The following is a 15,388-nucleotide window of genomic DNA, read 5'->3' as shown; positions in this document are numbered from 1 at the left end:
CACCATGTCCACAACCCCGATCGTCAACATTTCCGCTCTCAACAAATGGTACGGCGACTTCCATGTGCTGCGCGACATCAACCTGGAGGTCGGCAAGGGCGAGCGCATCGTGATCTGCGGCCCGTCCGGTTCGGGCAAGTCGACCCTGATCCGCTGCATCAACGCGCTGGAGGAATTCCAGGAGGGCGAGATCGTGGTCGACGGCATCGACCTCGGCCCGAACCTGCGCCGCGTCGACGAAGTCCGCCGCGAGGTCGGCATGGTGTTCCAGAGCTTCAACCTGTTCCCGCATCTCACCGTGCTCGACAATTGCACGCTGGCGCCGATCTGGGTGCGCAACATCCCGAAGAAGGATGCCGAGGCCACCGCGATGAAGTTCCTCGAGCGGGTCAAGATCCCGCATCAGGCCAACAAGTTTCCCGGCCAGATGTCGGGCGGTCAGCAGCAGCGCGTTGCGATCGCCCGCGCGCTGTCCATGAACCCGAAGGTGATGCTGTTCGACGAGCCGACCTCGGCGCTCGACCCGGAGATGGTCAAGGAAGTGCTCGACACCATGGTCGATCTTGCCAAGGAGGGCATGACCATGCTGGTCGTCACCCATGAAATGGGCTTTGCCCGCGAGGTCGCCAACCGCGTCGTGTTCATGGACGCGGGCCAGATCATCGAATCGAACACGCCGCAGGAATTCTTCGCCAACCCGCAGCACGCGCGGTCGAAGCTGTTCCTGAGTCAAATCTTGAGATGAGGGAGTAGGGAGCAGCGAATGGCGAATAGAGCTTCGCGCTATTTGCTGCTCGCCGTTCGCTACTGTCTCCCTAGACCAACGGCAGCTCGATCTTGCTGCGCTTTTCCAGCCATTCCGGGACCGGCAAATTCTTCGAGCGCATGAAGGCCGGGTTGAACAGCTTGGACTGATAGCGGTTGCCGGAGTCGCAGAGGATGGTGACGATGGTCTTGCCGGGGCCGAGCTGCTTGGCGAGCTGGATCGCGCCTGCGATGTTGACGCCGGTCGAGCCGCCGAGGCACAGGCCTTCGTGCTCCAAAAGCTCATAGATGATGGTCACGGCTTCCTCGTCGGAGATCAGGAACGCGGTGTCGACCTTCGCTGTCTCGACCACAGGCGTAACGCGTCCGAGCCCGATGCCTTCCGTGATCGAGTCGCCCGGCGTCGATTTGACCTGCCCATTCTTGAACAGTTCGTACATCCCGAAGCCGTGCGGATCGGCGCAGGCGGTGATGATGGCCGGGTTCTTTTCCTTCAGGTAGCGGCTGACGCCGGCAAGCGTGCCGCCGGTGCCGACCGAGCAGATGAAGCCGTCGACCTTGCCGTCGGTCTGCTGCCAGATTTCCGGTCCGGTCGAGTCGTAGTGCGCCTTGGGATTGTCGAGGTTGTTCCACTGGTCGGCGAACAGCACGCCGTTCGGTTCGGTCTTGCGCAGCTGCTCGGCGAGACGCTTGCCGAGATGCTGATAGTTGTTCGGATTGGCGAAGGGCAGCGCCGGCGCCTCGACGAGTTCGGCGCCGCACAGCCGCAGCATGTCCTTCTTTTCCTGGCTCTGCGTCTCCGGAATGACGATCAGGGTGCGGTAGCCGCGCGCACTCGCCACGACCGCAAGCCCGATCCCGGTATTGCCCGCGGTCGACTCGACCACCAGGCCGCCAGGTTTCAGCGCGCCGCGCCTCTCGGCCTCCAGGATCATCCATTTGCCGGCACGATCCTTCACCGACTGGCCCGGGTTCATGAATTCGGCCTTGCCGAGAATGGTGCAGCCGGTCAGTTCGGACGCGCGTTTCAGCTTGATGAGCGGGGTGTTGCCGATCGCTTCGATGACGTCTTTGTTGAATATCATGTCGGGGAATTTCTTTGCCGGTCTGTGTCTTGCTTGGCGAACCTAGTGTGCTGATCGAAAAAGGGAAGGGCTTTTGCACTGCGGCAAGAGGCGGGTTCAACACGCTTGACCTCACCAGCGCGAATGTTGCGGACTTGGGGAGAACGCCGTTTTGCGGCGGTCGGGTCGGCCAGCAGAATCATCCTGTGGTCCGTGATTTTGGATGAGTTGCGCGCTCCAGGCCGATCAAGACCTGACGGCGCGGTGCGCGGTGGCGCGACTTTCGCGCCGCGTAAGCACATCTTGCGGATTCAATGCAACAGGAGCCGAGAAATCTCCATGAAATCTTTGTAAGAATCGTGACTTCCGACACGGGCCGAAATGCGCGGAAATGCCGTAAAAAATAGGGAAAAGTCGGCATTCAAGGTAGCCACGAATCGCTTGCGATGCGACGCCACGCAATCGTGACGGGGCTGTCCGCCCCATTGTCCCAAGGGTAGGATGGGACAGGCAGGTTCCATTGGAAGCATACCCCCGTGAACGTCACCCAGACCATCGCTGAACGCGTCATTCGTGCGCCACGGGCGAAGTCTGGCTTCGGCGGAGAACGGGTGTGACCCAGCCCGTGTCCGTGATGGTGCCTGGAGGCCGGTTCGGCCTCGCCGTCCGCGTGCGCCGGCTCGCGGGACGCTCGCTTGTTGCACTCGGCCTGGTCGTTGGTTCTGCCGGCTGCATTTTGACCCAGGACATCCCTGATCCGGCGCTCGACGTGCCGCAGGGCTACAAGGCCGCGCGTCTCGGCCGGCCGGGCGACGCGCTTCCGACGCTCGATTGGTGGCGGGGCTTCCGCTCCAGGGAGCTGACCCAGCTGATGGAGGAGGCGCAGACCGTCAACCTCGACATTGCCGCTGCGGTTGCGCGCTTCCGCCAGGCCGACGCGCTGGCGCGGCAGGCCGGCGCGGCGCTGCTGCCGACCCTCAATCTCAACGGATCGGAAACCTACTCGCGCACCTCCGGCTCCAGCGCCAGCGGCCTCACCAATGGCGGGCGCGAGGTGGTGAACTACAACGCCTCGCTGAGCGCCAGCTATCAGCTCGACTTCTGGGGCCAGAACCGCGACGCCGCGCAGGCGGCGGAGGAGACCGCCGTTGCCAACCGGTTCGATCGCGAGGTGGTGGCGCTGACCACGCTGGCGAGCGTCGCCAATGCTTATTTCACGGTGCTCGCAACGCAGGACCGGCTGCGCACCGCGCAGCGCAACATCGCCAGCGCCGAGCGCATCCTCAATGCGATCAAGGAGCGCTTCAAGGCCGGCACCGGCTCCGATCTCGACGTCGCGCAGCAGGAGAGCGTGCTCGCCAACCAGCGCGCGCTGGTGCCGCCGTTGCGGCAGACGCTCGACCAGAATGTCAACGCGCTCGCGGTGCTGGTGTCGCGGCCGCCGGAAAGCGTGCGCGTCTCTGGCGGCTCGCTCAACGCCGTTGCGATCCCGCGCGTCACGCCGGGTCTGCCGTCCGAATTGCTGACCCAGCGTCCCGATATCCGCCGGCAGGAGGCGCAGCTGGCATCCGCCACCGCCAATGTCGGCAGCGCGCGGGCGCAGTTCTTCCCGAGCATCCAGCTGACCGGAACGGGCGGCTACCAGAGTCAGGCGCTGGTCTCGCTGTTCCAGCCGCATGCCGCCTTCTTCAACCTGGTCGGCAGCATGACCCAGCCGATCTTCGACGGCGGCCGGATCCTCGGCAATTTCGAATACACCAAGGCCAAGCAGGACGAGTTGCTGCAGACCTACCGCAAGACGGTGGTGCAGTCGTTCACCGACGTCGACAATGCGCTGGTCGCGATCCGCGAGACCACGCGGCGGCTGCAGCTGCAGCGCGACGTACTGTCGTCGTCGCGGCGGGCCTTCGACCTCGCCGAGCAGCAGCTCAAGGCCGGCACCGCCGATATCGTAACTGTGCTAAACACGCAGCTGACCCTGTTCCAGGCGGAAGATGCCTATTCGCAGGCCCAACTGGCCCGGCTATTGGCGATCGTGAGCCTATATCAGGCATTAGGGGGCGGCTGGGAATTGAAGATGGAAAGACCGGTCGATGCTCTTTAAGCCCGACTCGACGGACGACGAGAAACGCACGGCGCCGCGCAAGCGGAGCCTTCTCTCGCGCCTGCTTGGGCGCATGGTGTCCTTGCTCATCACGCTCGTGATCCTGGGCGGGCTCGGCTATCTCGGCTGGCTCGCCTTCCAGCCCAAGCAAAATGGCGGCGGCGGGCGCGGCGCGGGCGGGCGGCCCGACCTGCCGGTGCCGGTGCTCGCGGCGATGCCGCATGTGCAGGACGTGCCGGTTTATCTCGACGGCGTCGGTTCGGTGAAGGCGCTGAATACCGTGACCGTGCGCTCGCAGGTCGACGGCAAGCTGCTCGAGGTAAATTTCGTCGAGGGCCAGGACGTCAAGAAGGACGACGTGCTGGGCGAGATCGATCCGGCGATCTATCAGGCGCAATACGACCAGGCGGTGGCCACGAAGGCCAAGGACGAAGCGCTGCTCGCCAATCAGAAGATAGACCTTGCCCGCTATGAGCAGCTCGCCGCCACCAACGCGGGCTCCAAGCAGCAGGCCGATACGCAGCGTGCGCTGGTCGCGCAGCAGGAGGCCATCATCAAGGCCGACCAGGCCCAGATCGACAATGCGCGCGCCACGCTCGGCTATACCAAGATCGTCGCGCCGATCGCGGGGCGGGCCGGCCTGCGCCAGGTCGATCAGGGCAACATCATCCACGCCGCCGATACCACGGGCCTCGTGATCCTGACCCAGTTGCGGCCGATCGCGGTGTGGTTCAGCCTGCCGCAGCAGCAGATCATGCGCGTGAATGCCGCTGCGGCGAAGGGCCAGCTTGCGGTCGATGTGTTCGGCAATGACGGCGTCACCGTGATCGATACCGGCAAGCTGACCGGCATCGACAACCAGGTCGATCCGACCACCGGCACGCTGAAGCTGAAGGCCGAATTCCCCAACGCCAGCTACCAGCTCTGGCCCGGCCAGTTCGTCAATGTGCGGCTCAAAGTCGAGACCCTGCCGCAGGCGATCGTGGTGCCGACCTCGGCGGTACAGCGCGGTCCGGCCGGCACCTTCAGCTACGTGATCGGCGAGGGCGACATCATCACCGCCAAGCCGGTCACGGTCACCCAGCAGAACGAGCATGAGGCCGTCATCGCCAGCGGCCTGACCACGTCGGACCGCGTCGTGACGACCGGCTTTGCCAATCTTGCCGATGGCGCGAAGGTCGTGGTCGGCAAGGACGACGGACCGCCGGCCGCCGATCTCGCGCCGCGCAAGCGCAGCCGCAATCCCGACGGCAAGCGCGGCGCTGGTCAAGGCGAAGGGCAGGGCAAGGACGGCAAGAAAGACTGGCAGGGCAAGGACGGCGAGCATCGCGGCCGGCACGAGCATACCGAAGGCGATCAGAAGGGGCAGACCGGACCGGCGCCCGCGCCGGCAGCAGGGGGCGAACAGTCGGGCGGCGCGCCGAAGGCGCAGCCATGACCGGCATCCTGACCTCGTAATGTCCGACCCAACAGCGAGCACGCAACCATGAGCGTCTCCGAACCGTTCATCCGCCGGCCGATCGCCACTTCGCTGCTCGGCATCGCCCTGATGATCGGCGGTGCGCTCGGCTATTGGGCGCTGCCGGTCTCCGCGCTGCCGCAGGTCGACTTCCCGACCGTGCAGGTGACGACGCAACTGCCCGGCGCGAGCCCCGACGTGGTGGCCTCGCTGATCACGGCGCCGCTGGAGCGGCAGCTCGGGCAGATCCCGTCACTGTCGTCAATGACTTCGACGAGTTCGTTCGGCGTCAGCCAGATCTCGCTGCAGTTCGACCTCAACCGCGACATCGACGGCGCCACGCAGGATGTGCAGGCCGCGATCAACGCTGCCGCCGGCATTTTGCCGAAGACGCTGCCGTATCCGCCGGTCTACGCCAAGGTGAACCCGGCGGACGCGCCTGTCATGACCCTGGCGCTGACCTCGGACACGATCTCGCTGCGGGCGATGAGCGATCTCGCCGATACCATCCTGGGCCAACGGCTGAGCCAGATTTCCGGCGTCGGGCGGGTCTCGATCCTCGGCGGCCTGAAGCCGGCGGTGCGCGTGCAGGCCGATCTGGCCCGGCTTGCGGCCTATGGCATCGCGATGGAGGATTTGCGTAACGCGATCGCCGGCGCCAACGTGTCGGGGCCGAAGGGTTCGCTCGACGGCGCCCAGCAATCCTACACCATCGCCGCCAACGACCAGATCGCCGCCGCCGACGCCTACCGGCCGATCATCATCGCCTATCGCAACGGCTCGCCGGTCACGATCGGCGACGTCGCCCAGATCGTCGACGGGCTGGAGAACGACCGCACCGGCGGCTGGTACCAGGGCACGCCGGCCGTCATCATCGACATCCAGCGCCAGCCGGGCGCCAACGTCATCGACGTCGTCAAGCAGATCCGCGGCGAAATCCCGCGGCTGCAGCGGGCGGTCCCGGCCGGCGTCAAGCTGACCATCGTCTCCGACCGCACCGTGACGATCCGAGCCTCCGTGCGCGATGTCCAGTTCACGCTCATCCTGAGCGTCGTGCTCGTGACACTGGTGGTGCTCCTGTTCCTGCGGTCGCTGCGCGCGACCCTGATCGCCGGCGTCGCGTTGCCGCTGTCGCTGATCACGAGCTTCGGCATCATGTATTTCGCGGGCTTCAGCCTCGACAACCTGTCGCTGATGGCGCTGACCATCGGAACCGGCTTTGTGGTCGACGACGCCATCGTCATGATCGAGAACATCGTTCGCCACATGGAAGGCGGCGAGACGGTGATGGAGGCCTCGCTGAAGGGTGCCAGCGAGATCGGCTTCACCGTGATCTCGCTGACGGTGTCGCTGATCGCGGTGTTCATCCCGCTGCTGTTCATGTCCGGCCTGGTTGGCCGCATGTTCCGCGAATTCGCGCTCACCTTGACGATCGCGGTCGTGACCTCGGCGATCGTCTCGCTGACGCTGACGCCGATGATGTGTTCGCGGCTGCTCAAGAACATCCATGAGGAAATGGCGGTCCCGGGCCTGGCCGCGGTCAGCCGTTTCATCGACCGCATGGTGGAGTTCTACCATCGGACGCTGCTCTGGGTGCTGCGGCGCCAGCGCGCGACGCTGCTGGTGACGTTCGCAACCATCGCGTTGACGCTGATCATGTATGTGCTGGCGCCGAAGGGTTTTCTGCCGCTGCAGGACACCTCGTCGATCACGGCGGTGACCGAGGCCGGTCCCGACGTCTCGTTCGCCGAGATGCAGCGGCGGCAGAGCGCGGTCTCCGACATCATCAAGGCCGATCCCGATGTGGTTGGCGTGGCCTCGGTGATCGGCTCGGGCTCGGTCAATCCGACCACCAATGTCGGCCGTCTGGTGATGACGCTGAAGCCGCTCGATGAGCGGCGCGAAGGCGTCGTCAAGGTGATCGAGCGCCTCAAGCAGAAGGTCGCGACGGTGCCCGGCATGACGGTGTACTTCCAGCCGGTGCAGGACGTGCAGATCTCGACTCAGTCGAGCCGGTCGCAATACCAGTACACGCTGACCGCGACCGACGCCGCCGAGGTCTCGCAATGGGCACAAAAGCTCGTCGCCGAGATGCGGCGCGACCCGATCTTCCGCGATGTCTCCTCGGAGGCGCAGGAGGGCGGCTTGCGCGCGGCGCTCGACGTCAACCGCCAGCGTGCCGGCCAGCTCGGCGTCAGTCTGCAGGGCGTCACCGACACGCTGAACGATGCCTTCGCGCAGCGGCAGATCTCGACGATCTACGGCCAGGCCAACCAGTACCGCGTCGTGCTCGAAGCGCTGCCGATGTATCAGCGCGACCCGTCGATCCTCGACAAGCTCTATCTGCCCGGCGCCAACGGCGCGCAGGTGCCGCTGTCGGCGGTGGCTACGCTGGTCCGGACCACGGCGCCGCTCGCGATCTCGCACCAGGCGCAATTCCCGTCGGTCTCGCTCAGCTTCAACTTGGCGCCGGGCGAGGCGCTGGGCGACGCGGTCGCGGCGGTGAAGGCGATCGAGAGCAGGATCGGAATGCCCGGCAGCATCGTCGGGATCTATTCCGGCGACGCCGCCGAATTCGCGCGCTCGCTCGCCGGGCAGCCCTGGCTGATCCTGGCGGCGATCATCACGATCTACATCGTGCTCGGCGTGCTCTACGAGAGCTATATCCATCCGATCACCATCCTCTCGACGCTGCCCTCGGCCGGCGTCGGCGCCATCCTCGCCCTGATGCTGTGCGGGCAGGACCTCTCGGTGATCGGCCTGATCGGCATCATCCTGTTGATGGGCATCGTCAAGAAGAACGCGATCATGATGATCGACTTCGCGCTGGAGGCCGAGCGTCACCAGGGCATGTCGTCCTATGACGCCATCGTGCAGGCCTGCCTGCTGCGCTTCCGCCCGATCATGATGACGACGCTGGCGGCGCTGTTCGGCGCGCTGCCGCTCGCGATCGAGAGCGGCACCGGCGCCGAACTGCGCTTCCCGCTCGGCATTTCGATCATCGGCGGCCTGCTGCTGAGCCAGCTGCTGACGCTCTACACCACGCCGGTGATCTATCTGGCGCTCGACCGGCTCAATCGCCGGATCGAGCGGGCGGTGCCGGAGCCAGGTCCCAGCGGCCCGCCGATCGCGGGCGCCACCGAGGGCATGCAGTGATCTCGATCTCGGAGCCCTTCATCCGCAGGCCAGTGGGCACCACACTGCTTGCGATCGGGCTGTTCCTGGTCGGGATCGTCGCGTACCAGTTCCTGCCGGTGTCGTCGGTCCCGAATGTCGACTTCCCGACCATCAGGGTGTCGGCGTCGAGGCCGGGAGCCGATCCCTCGGTGATGGCCGCGACCGTCGCCGCACCGCTGGAGCGCAAGCTCGGCACCATTTCGGGCGTCGACCAGATCACCTCGACGAGCTCGCTCGGCACCACCAGCATCCAGGTGCAGTTCTCGATCGGCCGCAACATCGACCGCGCCGCGCGCGACGTGCAGGCCGCGATCAACGCCTCGCTCGCCGATCTGCCGAGCGACCTGCCGTCGCTGCCCAGGTTCCGCAAGGCCAACCCGGCCGCGTCGCCGGTATTCGTGCTGGCGCTGACCTCGAAGACGATCTCGACCAGCGCGATGTACGACGTCGCCGACACGGTGCTGGCGCAACGGATCTCGCAGGTGCCGGGGGTCGGCGAGGTCACCGTCAGCGGCGCCGACCAGCCGGCGGTGCGCATCGCGCTCAACCCGGTGTCGCTGGCGAACGCCGGGATCGCGACCGACGACGTCCGGCTTGCGATCATCAACGCCAACCCGCTGGGGCCGGTCGGCATCTTCAATGGCGGCCGGCTGAGCGAGACGCTCTCGATCAACAAGCAGATGCGTATCGCGGCCGAGTTCCGCGACATCGTCATCAAGAGCTCGAACGGCAATTTCGTCCGCCTCGCCGACGTCGCCGAGGTCGAGGATTCCGTCCGCAACTCGCGCTCGATCGCCTGGTTCAACAAGCAGCCGGCGGTGCTGATCCAGATCACCAAGCAGGGCGACGCCAACGTCATCGACACCGTCGACGGCGTTCGCAGGTTGCTGCCGGAGCTGAGGAAATGGATTCCGGCGGGCGTCGAGATCTCGACCCTGGTCGATCGCACTGGAACGATCCGCGCCAGCGTCGAGGATATGCAGTTCACGCTGCTGGCGACCGCCGTGCTTGTGATGATTGTGGTGTTCGTGTTCCTGCGCCGGGTAGTGCCGACGATCGCCGCCGGCGTCTCGGTGCCGCTGGCGCTGGCCGGCACCTGCGCCGGGATGTGGCTCGCTGGCTTCTCGATCGACAATCTGTCGCTGATGGCGCTTGCGATCTCCGTCGGCTTCGTGGTCGACGACGCCATCGTGATGATCGAGAACATGTACCGCAATCTCGAGCAGGGCATGGCGCCATATCCGGCCGCCGTCGAAGGCGCCAAGCAGATCGGCTTCACGGTGCTGTCGATCTCGCTGTCCCTGATCGCGGCCTTCACGCCGCTGATCTTCATGGATGGCATCGTCGGGCGGCTGCTGCGCGAATTCTCGCTGACGCTGGTGTTCGCGATCGCGGTCTCGACCGTGGTGTCGCTGACCATCACGCCGATGATCTGCGCGCACTACATCAGGGAGGCGACCTCGGATCACGCCACCTGGTACGACCGCGTCATCGAGGGCACGCTGTCCCGTGTCGTGGCGTTCTACGCAGCGACGCTGCGGATCGTGCTCGGCTATCCCTTCCTGACCCTGGTGGTGTTCTTCGCCACCGTCGCGCTGACGGTGACGCTCTACATCAAGACGCCGAAGGGCTATTTCCCTACCGACGACAGCGGCTTTGTGATCGGCTCGACACGGGCGTCTGCGGATATCTCGTTCCAGGCGATGCTTCAGCTGCAGCAGCGGCTCGCCGACATCGTGATGGCCGACCCCGCGGTCGCCGGCATCGGCTCGTCGGTCGGCTCCGGCGGTGGCCCGGGCGGCGCCACCTCCAACCGCGGCACCATGTTCATCAGCCTGAAGCCGCCGGAGGAGCGGGGCGGCCTGTCGACCGCGCAGGTGATCGACCGGCTGCGCCGCAACCTGTTCATGGTGCCGGGCATCCGCCTGTTCATGTTCGCCGCCCAGGACATCCGCACCGGCGGCCGGCAGAGCGATTCCGACTACCAGTACACGCTCGCCTCGACCGACCTCGAGCTGTTGCAGAAATGGGCGCCGATCGTGGCTAAGCGCATGGAGACGGTGGAGGGCATTACGGACGTCTCCTCCGACCGCGATCCCGGCGGCCTGCAGCTCAACCTGGTGATCGACCGCAAGACCGCCTCCAGCCTCGGTGTCCGCGTGCAGGACATCGACAACGCGCTCAACAACGCCTTCTCGCAGCGGCAGATCTCGATCATCTACACCCAGCGCAACCAGTACATGGTGGTGCTCGAGATCGATCCGAAATTCCAGAGCGATCCGTCGAACCTCGAGCGCATCTACGTTGCCGGCGCCAACGACGTGCAGGTGCCGCTGTCGGCGCTGGTGCATTACCAGCGCGGCCTGTCGGCGCTCGCGGTCTATCACTCCGGCGGCTTCCCCTCGACCACGGTGTCATTCAACCTGCTGCCGGACGTGCCGCTGGAGGTCGCGACGACCAACATCCAGCAGGCGGTCGACGAGCTGCACATGCCCGAGGGCATTCGCGGCAGCTTCGACGGCAATGCCGGCGATTTCAACAAGACCAGCGGGCGGCAGCCGCTGCTGATCCTCGGCGCGCTGGTCGCGATGTATATTGTGCTCGGCGTGCTCTATGAGAGCCTGGCGCATCCGATCACGATCATCTCGACACTGCCGTCGGCCGGCCTCGGCGCCTTGCTCGCCTTGCAGGTGACCAACACGCCGCTGACGGTGATCGCCTTCGTCGGCATCATCCTCTTGATCGGCATCGTCAAGAAGAACGGCATCATGATGGTCGACTTCGCGCTCGAGGCCGAGCGGCATCAGGGCCTGTCTTCGCGGGACGCGATCTTCGAGGCCTGCCGCGCGCGCTTCCGTCCCATCCTGATGACGACGATGGCCGCGCTGTTCGCCGGCGTTCCGCTGGTCATTGCGACCGGCCCGGGCACCGAGCTGCGCCGGCCGCTCGGCATCACCATCATCGGCGGCCTGTTCGTGTCGCAGATCCTGACGCTCTACACCACGCCGGTGATCTATCTGTTGATCGACCGGCTGCGCCAGCGCCGCGAGCCATCAGGCGTGCATGCACCCGCGGAATAGTTTGAATTGCGCGGTTGCAAGCGTATAGCGGAGCGATGTCCGAACCGACCGAAGCAAAAACCGATATTGTCGCCGAGATCGAGGAGTGCCCGCATTGCGGCAAGCCACTGCCGCTGTGCATCTGCGACAGCGTCACGCCGATCGAGAGCCGCATCCAGCTCCTGATCCTGATCCATCCGCAGGAGCAGGACAGGGCGCTCGGCACCGCGCGACTGTTGGCGCGGCATTTCGAGAACGCCGTGGTGCGGATCGGATTGTCCTGGCCGAGCCTTGCCAAGGCGCTTGGCCGGCCGGTGCCTGATCCGTCGCGCTGGGCGGTGCTCTATCTCGGCTCCGCCAAGGTCGAGGACCTCGAGACCGATGCCGAGATCGTCGCGATCAACCGCAAGGGCGAGCTTGAGCCGCATCAGCGTGCCATCCTGGCCGACATCGAGGGAATCGTGCTGCTCGACGGCACCTGGAGCCAGGCAAAGGCGCTGTGGTGGCGCAATGCCTGGATGTTGAAGTGCCAGCGGGTGATTCTCGGACCGAAACGGCCCTCGCTCTACGGCAGACTGCGGCGGGAACCGCGTCGCGACGGCCTGGCCACCATTGAGGCGGCCGCGATCCTGTTGGCGGGGCTGGAGAAGCGCCCGGACATTGCCGCAACGTTATCAGGTAGTTTCGAGCGGATGCTGGCGAGGTTCCGGGAAGTGCAGGCCAAATTGCCGGAATTGGCGCCAAAACCGAAGAAGCGGGATTTCCGGAGGCGTCGGCGCTAGCGCCTGATCCGGAAAAGCGCGAAGCGGCTTTCCCTCGCGACAAACGCAGGGCGTTTGCGCGGAGATCATGCTCAAACGAGGGGCACCTTACCTTCCGGCTCGGTTGCCTATCGGAGAGAGGCCGTATATGAAGTCCGCCGCAAGGGGCCACGTGGCGGAGTGGTTACGCAACGGTCTGCAAAACCGTGTACACCAGTTCAATTCTGGTCGTGGCCTCCACTCATCTCATCAATGGCTTGCAGCCAGTCAATGAGAAGCCGCATTAGCTCGCGGCGTACCAACCTTCAGGAAACGGAATCAGCGGCCACGGCGCCTGGTTGTCATTGGCCGCACGCGGTGGCGGCTGAATGCGGGGCGAGGGCTGAGCCACAAGATCCTCCTGAGCAATGGGCGCGATCGCCGTTCGCACGGCGTCCAGCAGCAGATCAAATTCGACTTCGCTCATCGCGCTCTCCGAGGTTCGAGAGCGCCATGGTCGCAAAACAGTCTTCGGTCCGGATTGAGCGATTCGTTCGAATTTTATGAAAAGAACGATGGCGCCCGCGTTGGTTAATAAATCGTTGGTGACCCCTTCGGGAACCTAGGTCGGCGTGGCCGCACCTCATGTGAGGCAGATCACATCTTGCGGAAAACTCTGCCTAGAATTCCCGGCAATACTCATAGCCGTCAAATATCGCAGGAATTTTAGGGAGCCGTGACAATGACGGCGTGCGTCGCGCTATACTCGTTGATCGCATGCCGCCTCGATCTTCGGCTCTTGCTGACATCGTTTCACCGGTGGGCAGCGTTGGGCGCTGCGGGCAGCTCCCGGACAGCGCCAATCGTCGACACCCGCTGTCTATCGCCTCGGGCCGGAGGAAATTCCCGACGTCTGCGCGCCGTTATGTCAACCCGGCGAGGTCGTACGGCAGCATGGTCTTGAACTGCGTCAGCGCCTGCCGCGCTTTCCTCGGTGGCAGCGTGATCGCGTGACGCACGGCGGCTGCGACCAGCGTCATGGTCAGTGCTGAAAAGGTGGCGAGGGCGGCAGTCGGCATGTCGGGCGCAATCCGCATGACAGCATCGGACAACAGGCCCGAAAGCACCGCCATGTCGTCCGCATCGAGCTTCTGCAGGGCGCGGTCGGCTTGCGTCGCCTGCCAGATGTCGCGCATGACCGGCTCGCGCATGAACATCTCGTAGTAGCTGTCGACGATCCGGCACAGCGCCGGGTGCAGGTCGCGCGCGGTCGTCACGGTGGCCAGATCGCGTCTGACGCAATCGCGCCCGACCGCGTTATGGCGTGCGGCCAGGGTGCCGATGATCGCGGCCTTGTCCGGGAAATATTGATAGAGCGAGCCGAATGCGACGCCGCTGCGCGCGACGACGTCGCTCATGCGGAAAGCCTCGCTGCCCTTTTCCGCCATGATCTCGGTCGCGCAGGCCAGGATGCGCTCGAAGCGCTCGCGGCTGCGCTGCTGGGTCGGGGCAAGCCGCGCCAGCCCGGGCAGGGGGACTTCCACGGGCGCGGCCTTTCGTCTCGACATCTCTTTCTTCCCTGCAATCGGGGTTGACGGCTCTAATACGAGAGTTTATCGCATTTCACAAATACGAGTATGTCTCGCATTTGGAGGCGATGCGCCAGATCCTGACCTCGGGCTTGCTGTGGTTTTCCGCGCTCGGCTGCGGCCTGCTCGCCGGGCTCTATTTCGCGTTCTCGGCCTTCGTCATGACCGCGCTCGGCCGCATCGATCAGGCCGCCGGCATCTCGGCGATGAACGCGATCAATGTCGATATCGTCCGCTCGCCGTTCATGCCGGTGTTCCTCGGCACCACGCTGTCCTGCGCCGTGCTGGTCGTGCTCGGCGGGCTCAGATGGCGGGAGCCGGGCGCGATTGCGATGATTTGCGGCGGCGGCCTCTACGTGGTCGGCATGTTCGTCGTGACCATCGTCTTCAATGTGCCGCTGAACGATCAGCTTGCGGCTACCGACCCCGCGGGCACGTCGGCGGCATCGGTTTGGGCGCGCTATCTGACCGACTGGACCTTCTGGAACCACGTGCGGACCATCGCCTCGCTGGCCGCGACCGCGCTTTTCATCGTTGCCATCGCCGGGCGGTAGCCAGCCCCTTTGCGCGAGGAGCCGGGCCGTGCTGCCCGAGACCAGAATCATAGGCTCGGCCCGATCGCCGCGCTGGCGGTGTTTCCAGGCGCCCACAGGAGCGCGGCCGGGCCGGCGGGCTGAGCATGTACCAAGCCGGGGCGAAGGGTAAGCCCTTGTATCGCAGAGGCTTACCGTGCGCGCTAAAGTTTCGCCGGAGGGGCCATTTGGTTCTTTGCAAGGCCGAAAGGCTTTGTTATACGCTGCCCGCGCGCGAACGGATGTTCGCCTATTCCTCGGTAGCTCAGCGGTAGAGCATTCGACTGTTAATCGAATGGTCGCTGGTTCGAATCCAGCCCGGGGAGCCAAGCAATTTCAACGACTTGGCTCGCAAATCATCATCCATCACAAGATCCGTTTTCGGCTTGGGGCCACGTTAAGGGCCACAAGAAATTGTGATCGAGATTTCCTTGCCTGCGAGAGGGGTCTGGCCGCCGGCTGAACCGAGGCGGCCTGTCAAACGAAAGCGACCTTGGCGCGGGGAACGCCAAGGTCGCTCTAAACTCCCGGTCGGGGGGGCACCAGATTGCGGGAGCTTATGATGACTCCCGGCATTGCCCCTTGTTCCTGGTGCGTCAGCCCACCCGCAGATTTTCGGCGGATGTTTTTCCGCGATTGTCCTTCGCTTCGAAGCTGACTTTCGCGCCCTCATTTAGGCTGCTCAGCCCCGCCCTTTCGACCGCAGAAATATGCACAAAAACATCCTTCCCTCCGTCATCGGGCTGGATGAATCCGTAACCCTTCGTCGGGTTGAACCACTTCACAGTACCTGTAGCCACGGACAAAACTCCTTTGATCCCAATACGGGAAATCTAAGCGCTGAGCCTCAGGTCCCGCA

The 15,388-nt window shown here is 64.9% G+C and carries 11 protein-coding genes and 2 tRNA genes; 9 read left to right on the top strand and 4 right to left on the bottom strand.

Annotated elements, in window-relative coordinates:
• The first annotated feature begins 4 nt into the window (after positions 1-4).
• A complete protein-coding gene (locus tag ACE10X_RS22915) occupies positions 5-745 on the top strand; it encodes an amino acid ABC transporter ATP-binding protein (protein ID WP_038386720.1) in 741 nt (246 codons plus the stop codon).
• A 70-nt stretch (positions 746-815) separates the two neighbouring features.
• Here the strand turns inward: ACE10X_RS22915 and ACE10X_RS22910 are convergent, their stop codons facing one another.
• Positions 816-1,850, bottom strand: coding sequence for a cysteine synthase A (locus ACE10X_RS22910; protein WP_028339763.1), 1,035 nt, complete (start codon positions 1,848-1,850; stop codon positions 816-818).
• A gap of 613 nt (positions 1,851-2,463) precedes the next feature.
• Between ACE10X_RS22910 and ACE10X_RS22905 the strand changes: the two genes are divergently transcribed.
• The 6 genes from ACE10X_RS22905 to ACE10X_RS22880 all read left to right on the top strand — a co-directional run bounded on the left by ACE10X_RS22905 (position 2,464) and on the right by ACE10X_RS22880 (position 12,629).
• Positions 2,464-3,933 (top strand): efflux transporter outer membrane subunit, encoded by a 1,470-nt coding sequence (locus tag ACE10X_RS22905; RefSeq protein ID WP_051003147.1) that lies wholly within the window; start codon positions 2,464-2,466, stop codon positions 3,931-3,933.
• Positions 3,923-5,371: an efflux RND transporter periplasmic adaptor subunit gene (locus ACE10X_RS22900; RefSeq protein ID WP_375762925.1), complete on the top strand. Its 1,449-nt coding sequence runs from the start codon at positions 3,923-3,925 to the stop codon at positions 5,369-5,371. Before ACE10X_RS22905 ends, ACE10X_RS22900 begins: the two co-directional genes overlap by 11 nt.
• A 48-nt stretch (positions 5,372-5,419) precedes the next feature.
• Positions 5,420-8,548 (top strand): efflux RND transporter permease subunit, encoded by a 3,129-nt coding sequence (locus ACE10X_RS22895; RefSeq protein WP_375762924.1) that lies wholly within the window; start codon positions 5,420-5,422, stop codon positions 8,546-8,548.
• Complete coding sequence (locus ACE10X_RS22890; RefSeq protein ID WP_375762923.1) at positions 8,545-11,649, top strand: efflux RND transporter permease subunit; 3,105 nt, start codon at positions 8,545-8,547, stop codon at positions 11,647-11,649. Before ACE10X_RS22895 ends, ACE10X_RS22890 begins: the two co-directional genes overlap by 4 nt.
• 35 nt (positions 11,650-11,684) lie before the next feature.
• Positions 11,685-12,410: a tRNA-uridine aminocarboxypropyltransferase gene (locus ACE10X_RS22885; protein WP_375762922.1), complete on the top strand. Its 726-nt coding sequence runs from the start codon at positions 11,685-11,687 to the stop codon at positions 12,408-12,410.
• A 145-nt stretch (positions 12,411-12,555) separates the two neighbouring features.
• A tRNA-Cys gene (locus tag ACE10X_RS22880) sits at positions 12,556-12,629 on the top strand.
• Between the two features lie 43 nt (positions 12,630-12,672).
• Here ACE10X_RS22880 and ACE10X_RS22875 read toward each other — a convergent pair.
• Both ACE10X_RS22875 and ACE10X_RS22870 read right to left on the bottom strand, forming a co-directional pair.
• Positions 12,673-12,855, bottom strand: coding sequence for a hypothetical protein (locus ACE10X_RS22875; protein ID WP_016842103.1), 183 nt, complete (start codon positions 12,853-12,855; stop codon positions 12,673-12,675).
• A 436-nt stretch (positions 12,856-13,291) separates the two neighbouring features.
• A complete protein-coding gene (locus tag ACE10X_RS22870; protein WP_375762921.1) occupies positions 13,292-13,936 on the bottom strand; it encodes a TetR family transcriptional regulator in 645 nt (214 codons plus the stop codon).
• An 89-nt stretch (positions 13,937-14,025) separates the two neighbouring features.
• Between ACE10X_RS22870 and ACE10X_RS22865 the strand changes: the two genes are divergently transcribed.
• Both ACE10X_RS22865 and ACE10X_RS22860 read left to right on the top strand, forming a co-directional pair.
• Positions 14,026-14,511 (top strand): DUF1772 domain-containing protein, encoded by a 486-nt coding sequence (locus tag ACE10X_RS22865; RefSeq protein WP_038386742.1) that lies wholly within the window; start codon positions 14,026-14,028, stop codon positions 14,509-14,511.
• Between the two features lie 272 nt (positions 14,512-14,783).
• A tRNA-Asn gene (locus ACE10X_RS22860) sits at positions 14,784-14,858 on the top strand.
• Positions 14,859-15,125: 267 nt separating this feature from the next.
• Here ACE10X_RS22860 and ACE10X_RS22855 read toward each other — a convergent pair.
• Positions 15,126-15,329 (bottom strand): cold-shock protein, encoded by a 204-nt coding sequence (locus tag ACE10X_RS22855; RefSeq protein ID WP_038386707.1) that lies wholly within the window; start codon positions 15,327-15,329, stop codon positions 15,126-15,128.
• Positions 15,330-15,388 lie beyond the last annotated feature (59 nt).

The organism is Bradyrhizobium sp. Pha-3 (assembly GCF_042258325.1).
In the GTDB taxonomy this organism is placed as follows: Bacteria; Pseudomonadota; Alphaproteobacteria; order Rhizobiales; family Xanthobacteraceae; genus Bradyrhizobium; species Bradyrhizobium elkanii.
This window is presented reverse-complemented; position numbering and strand designations above follow the sequence as displayed.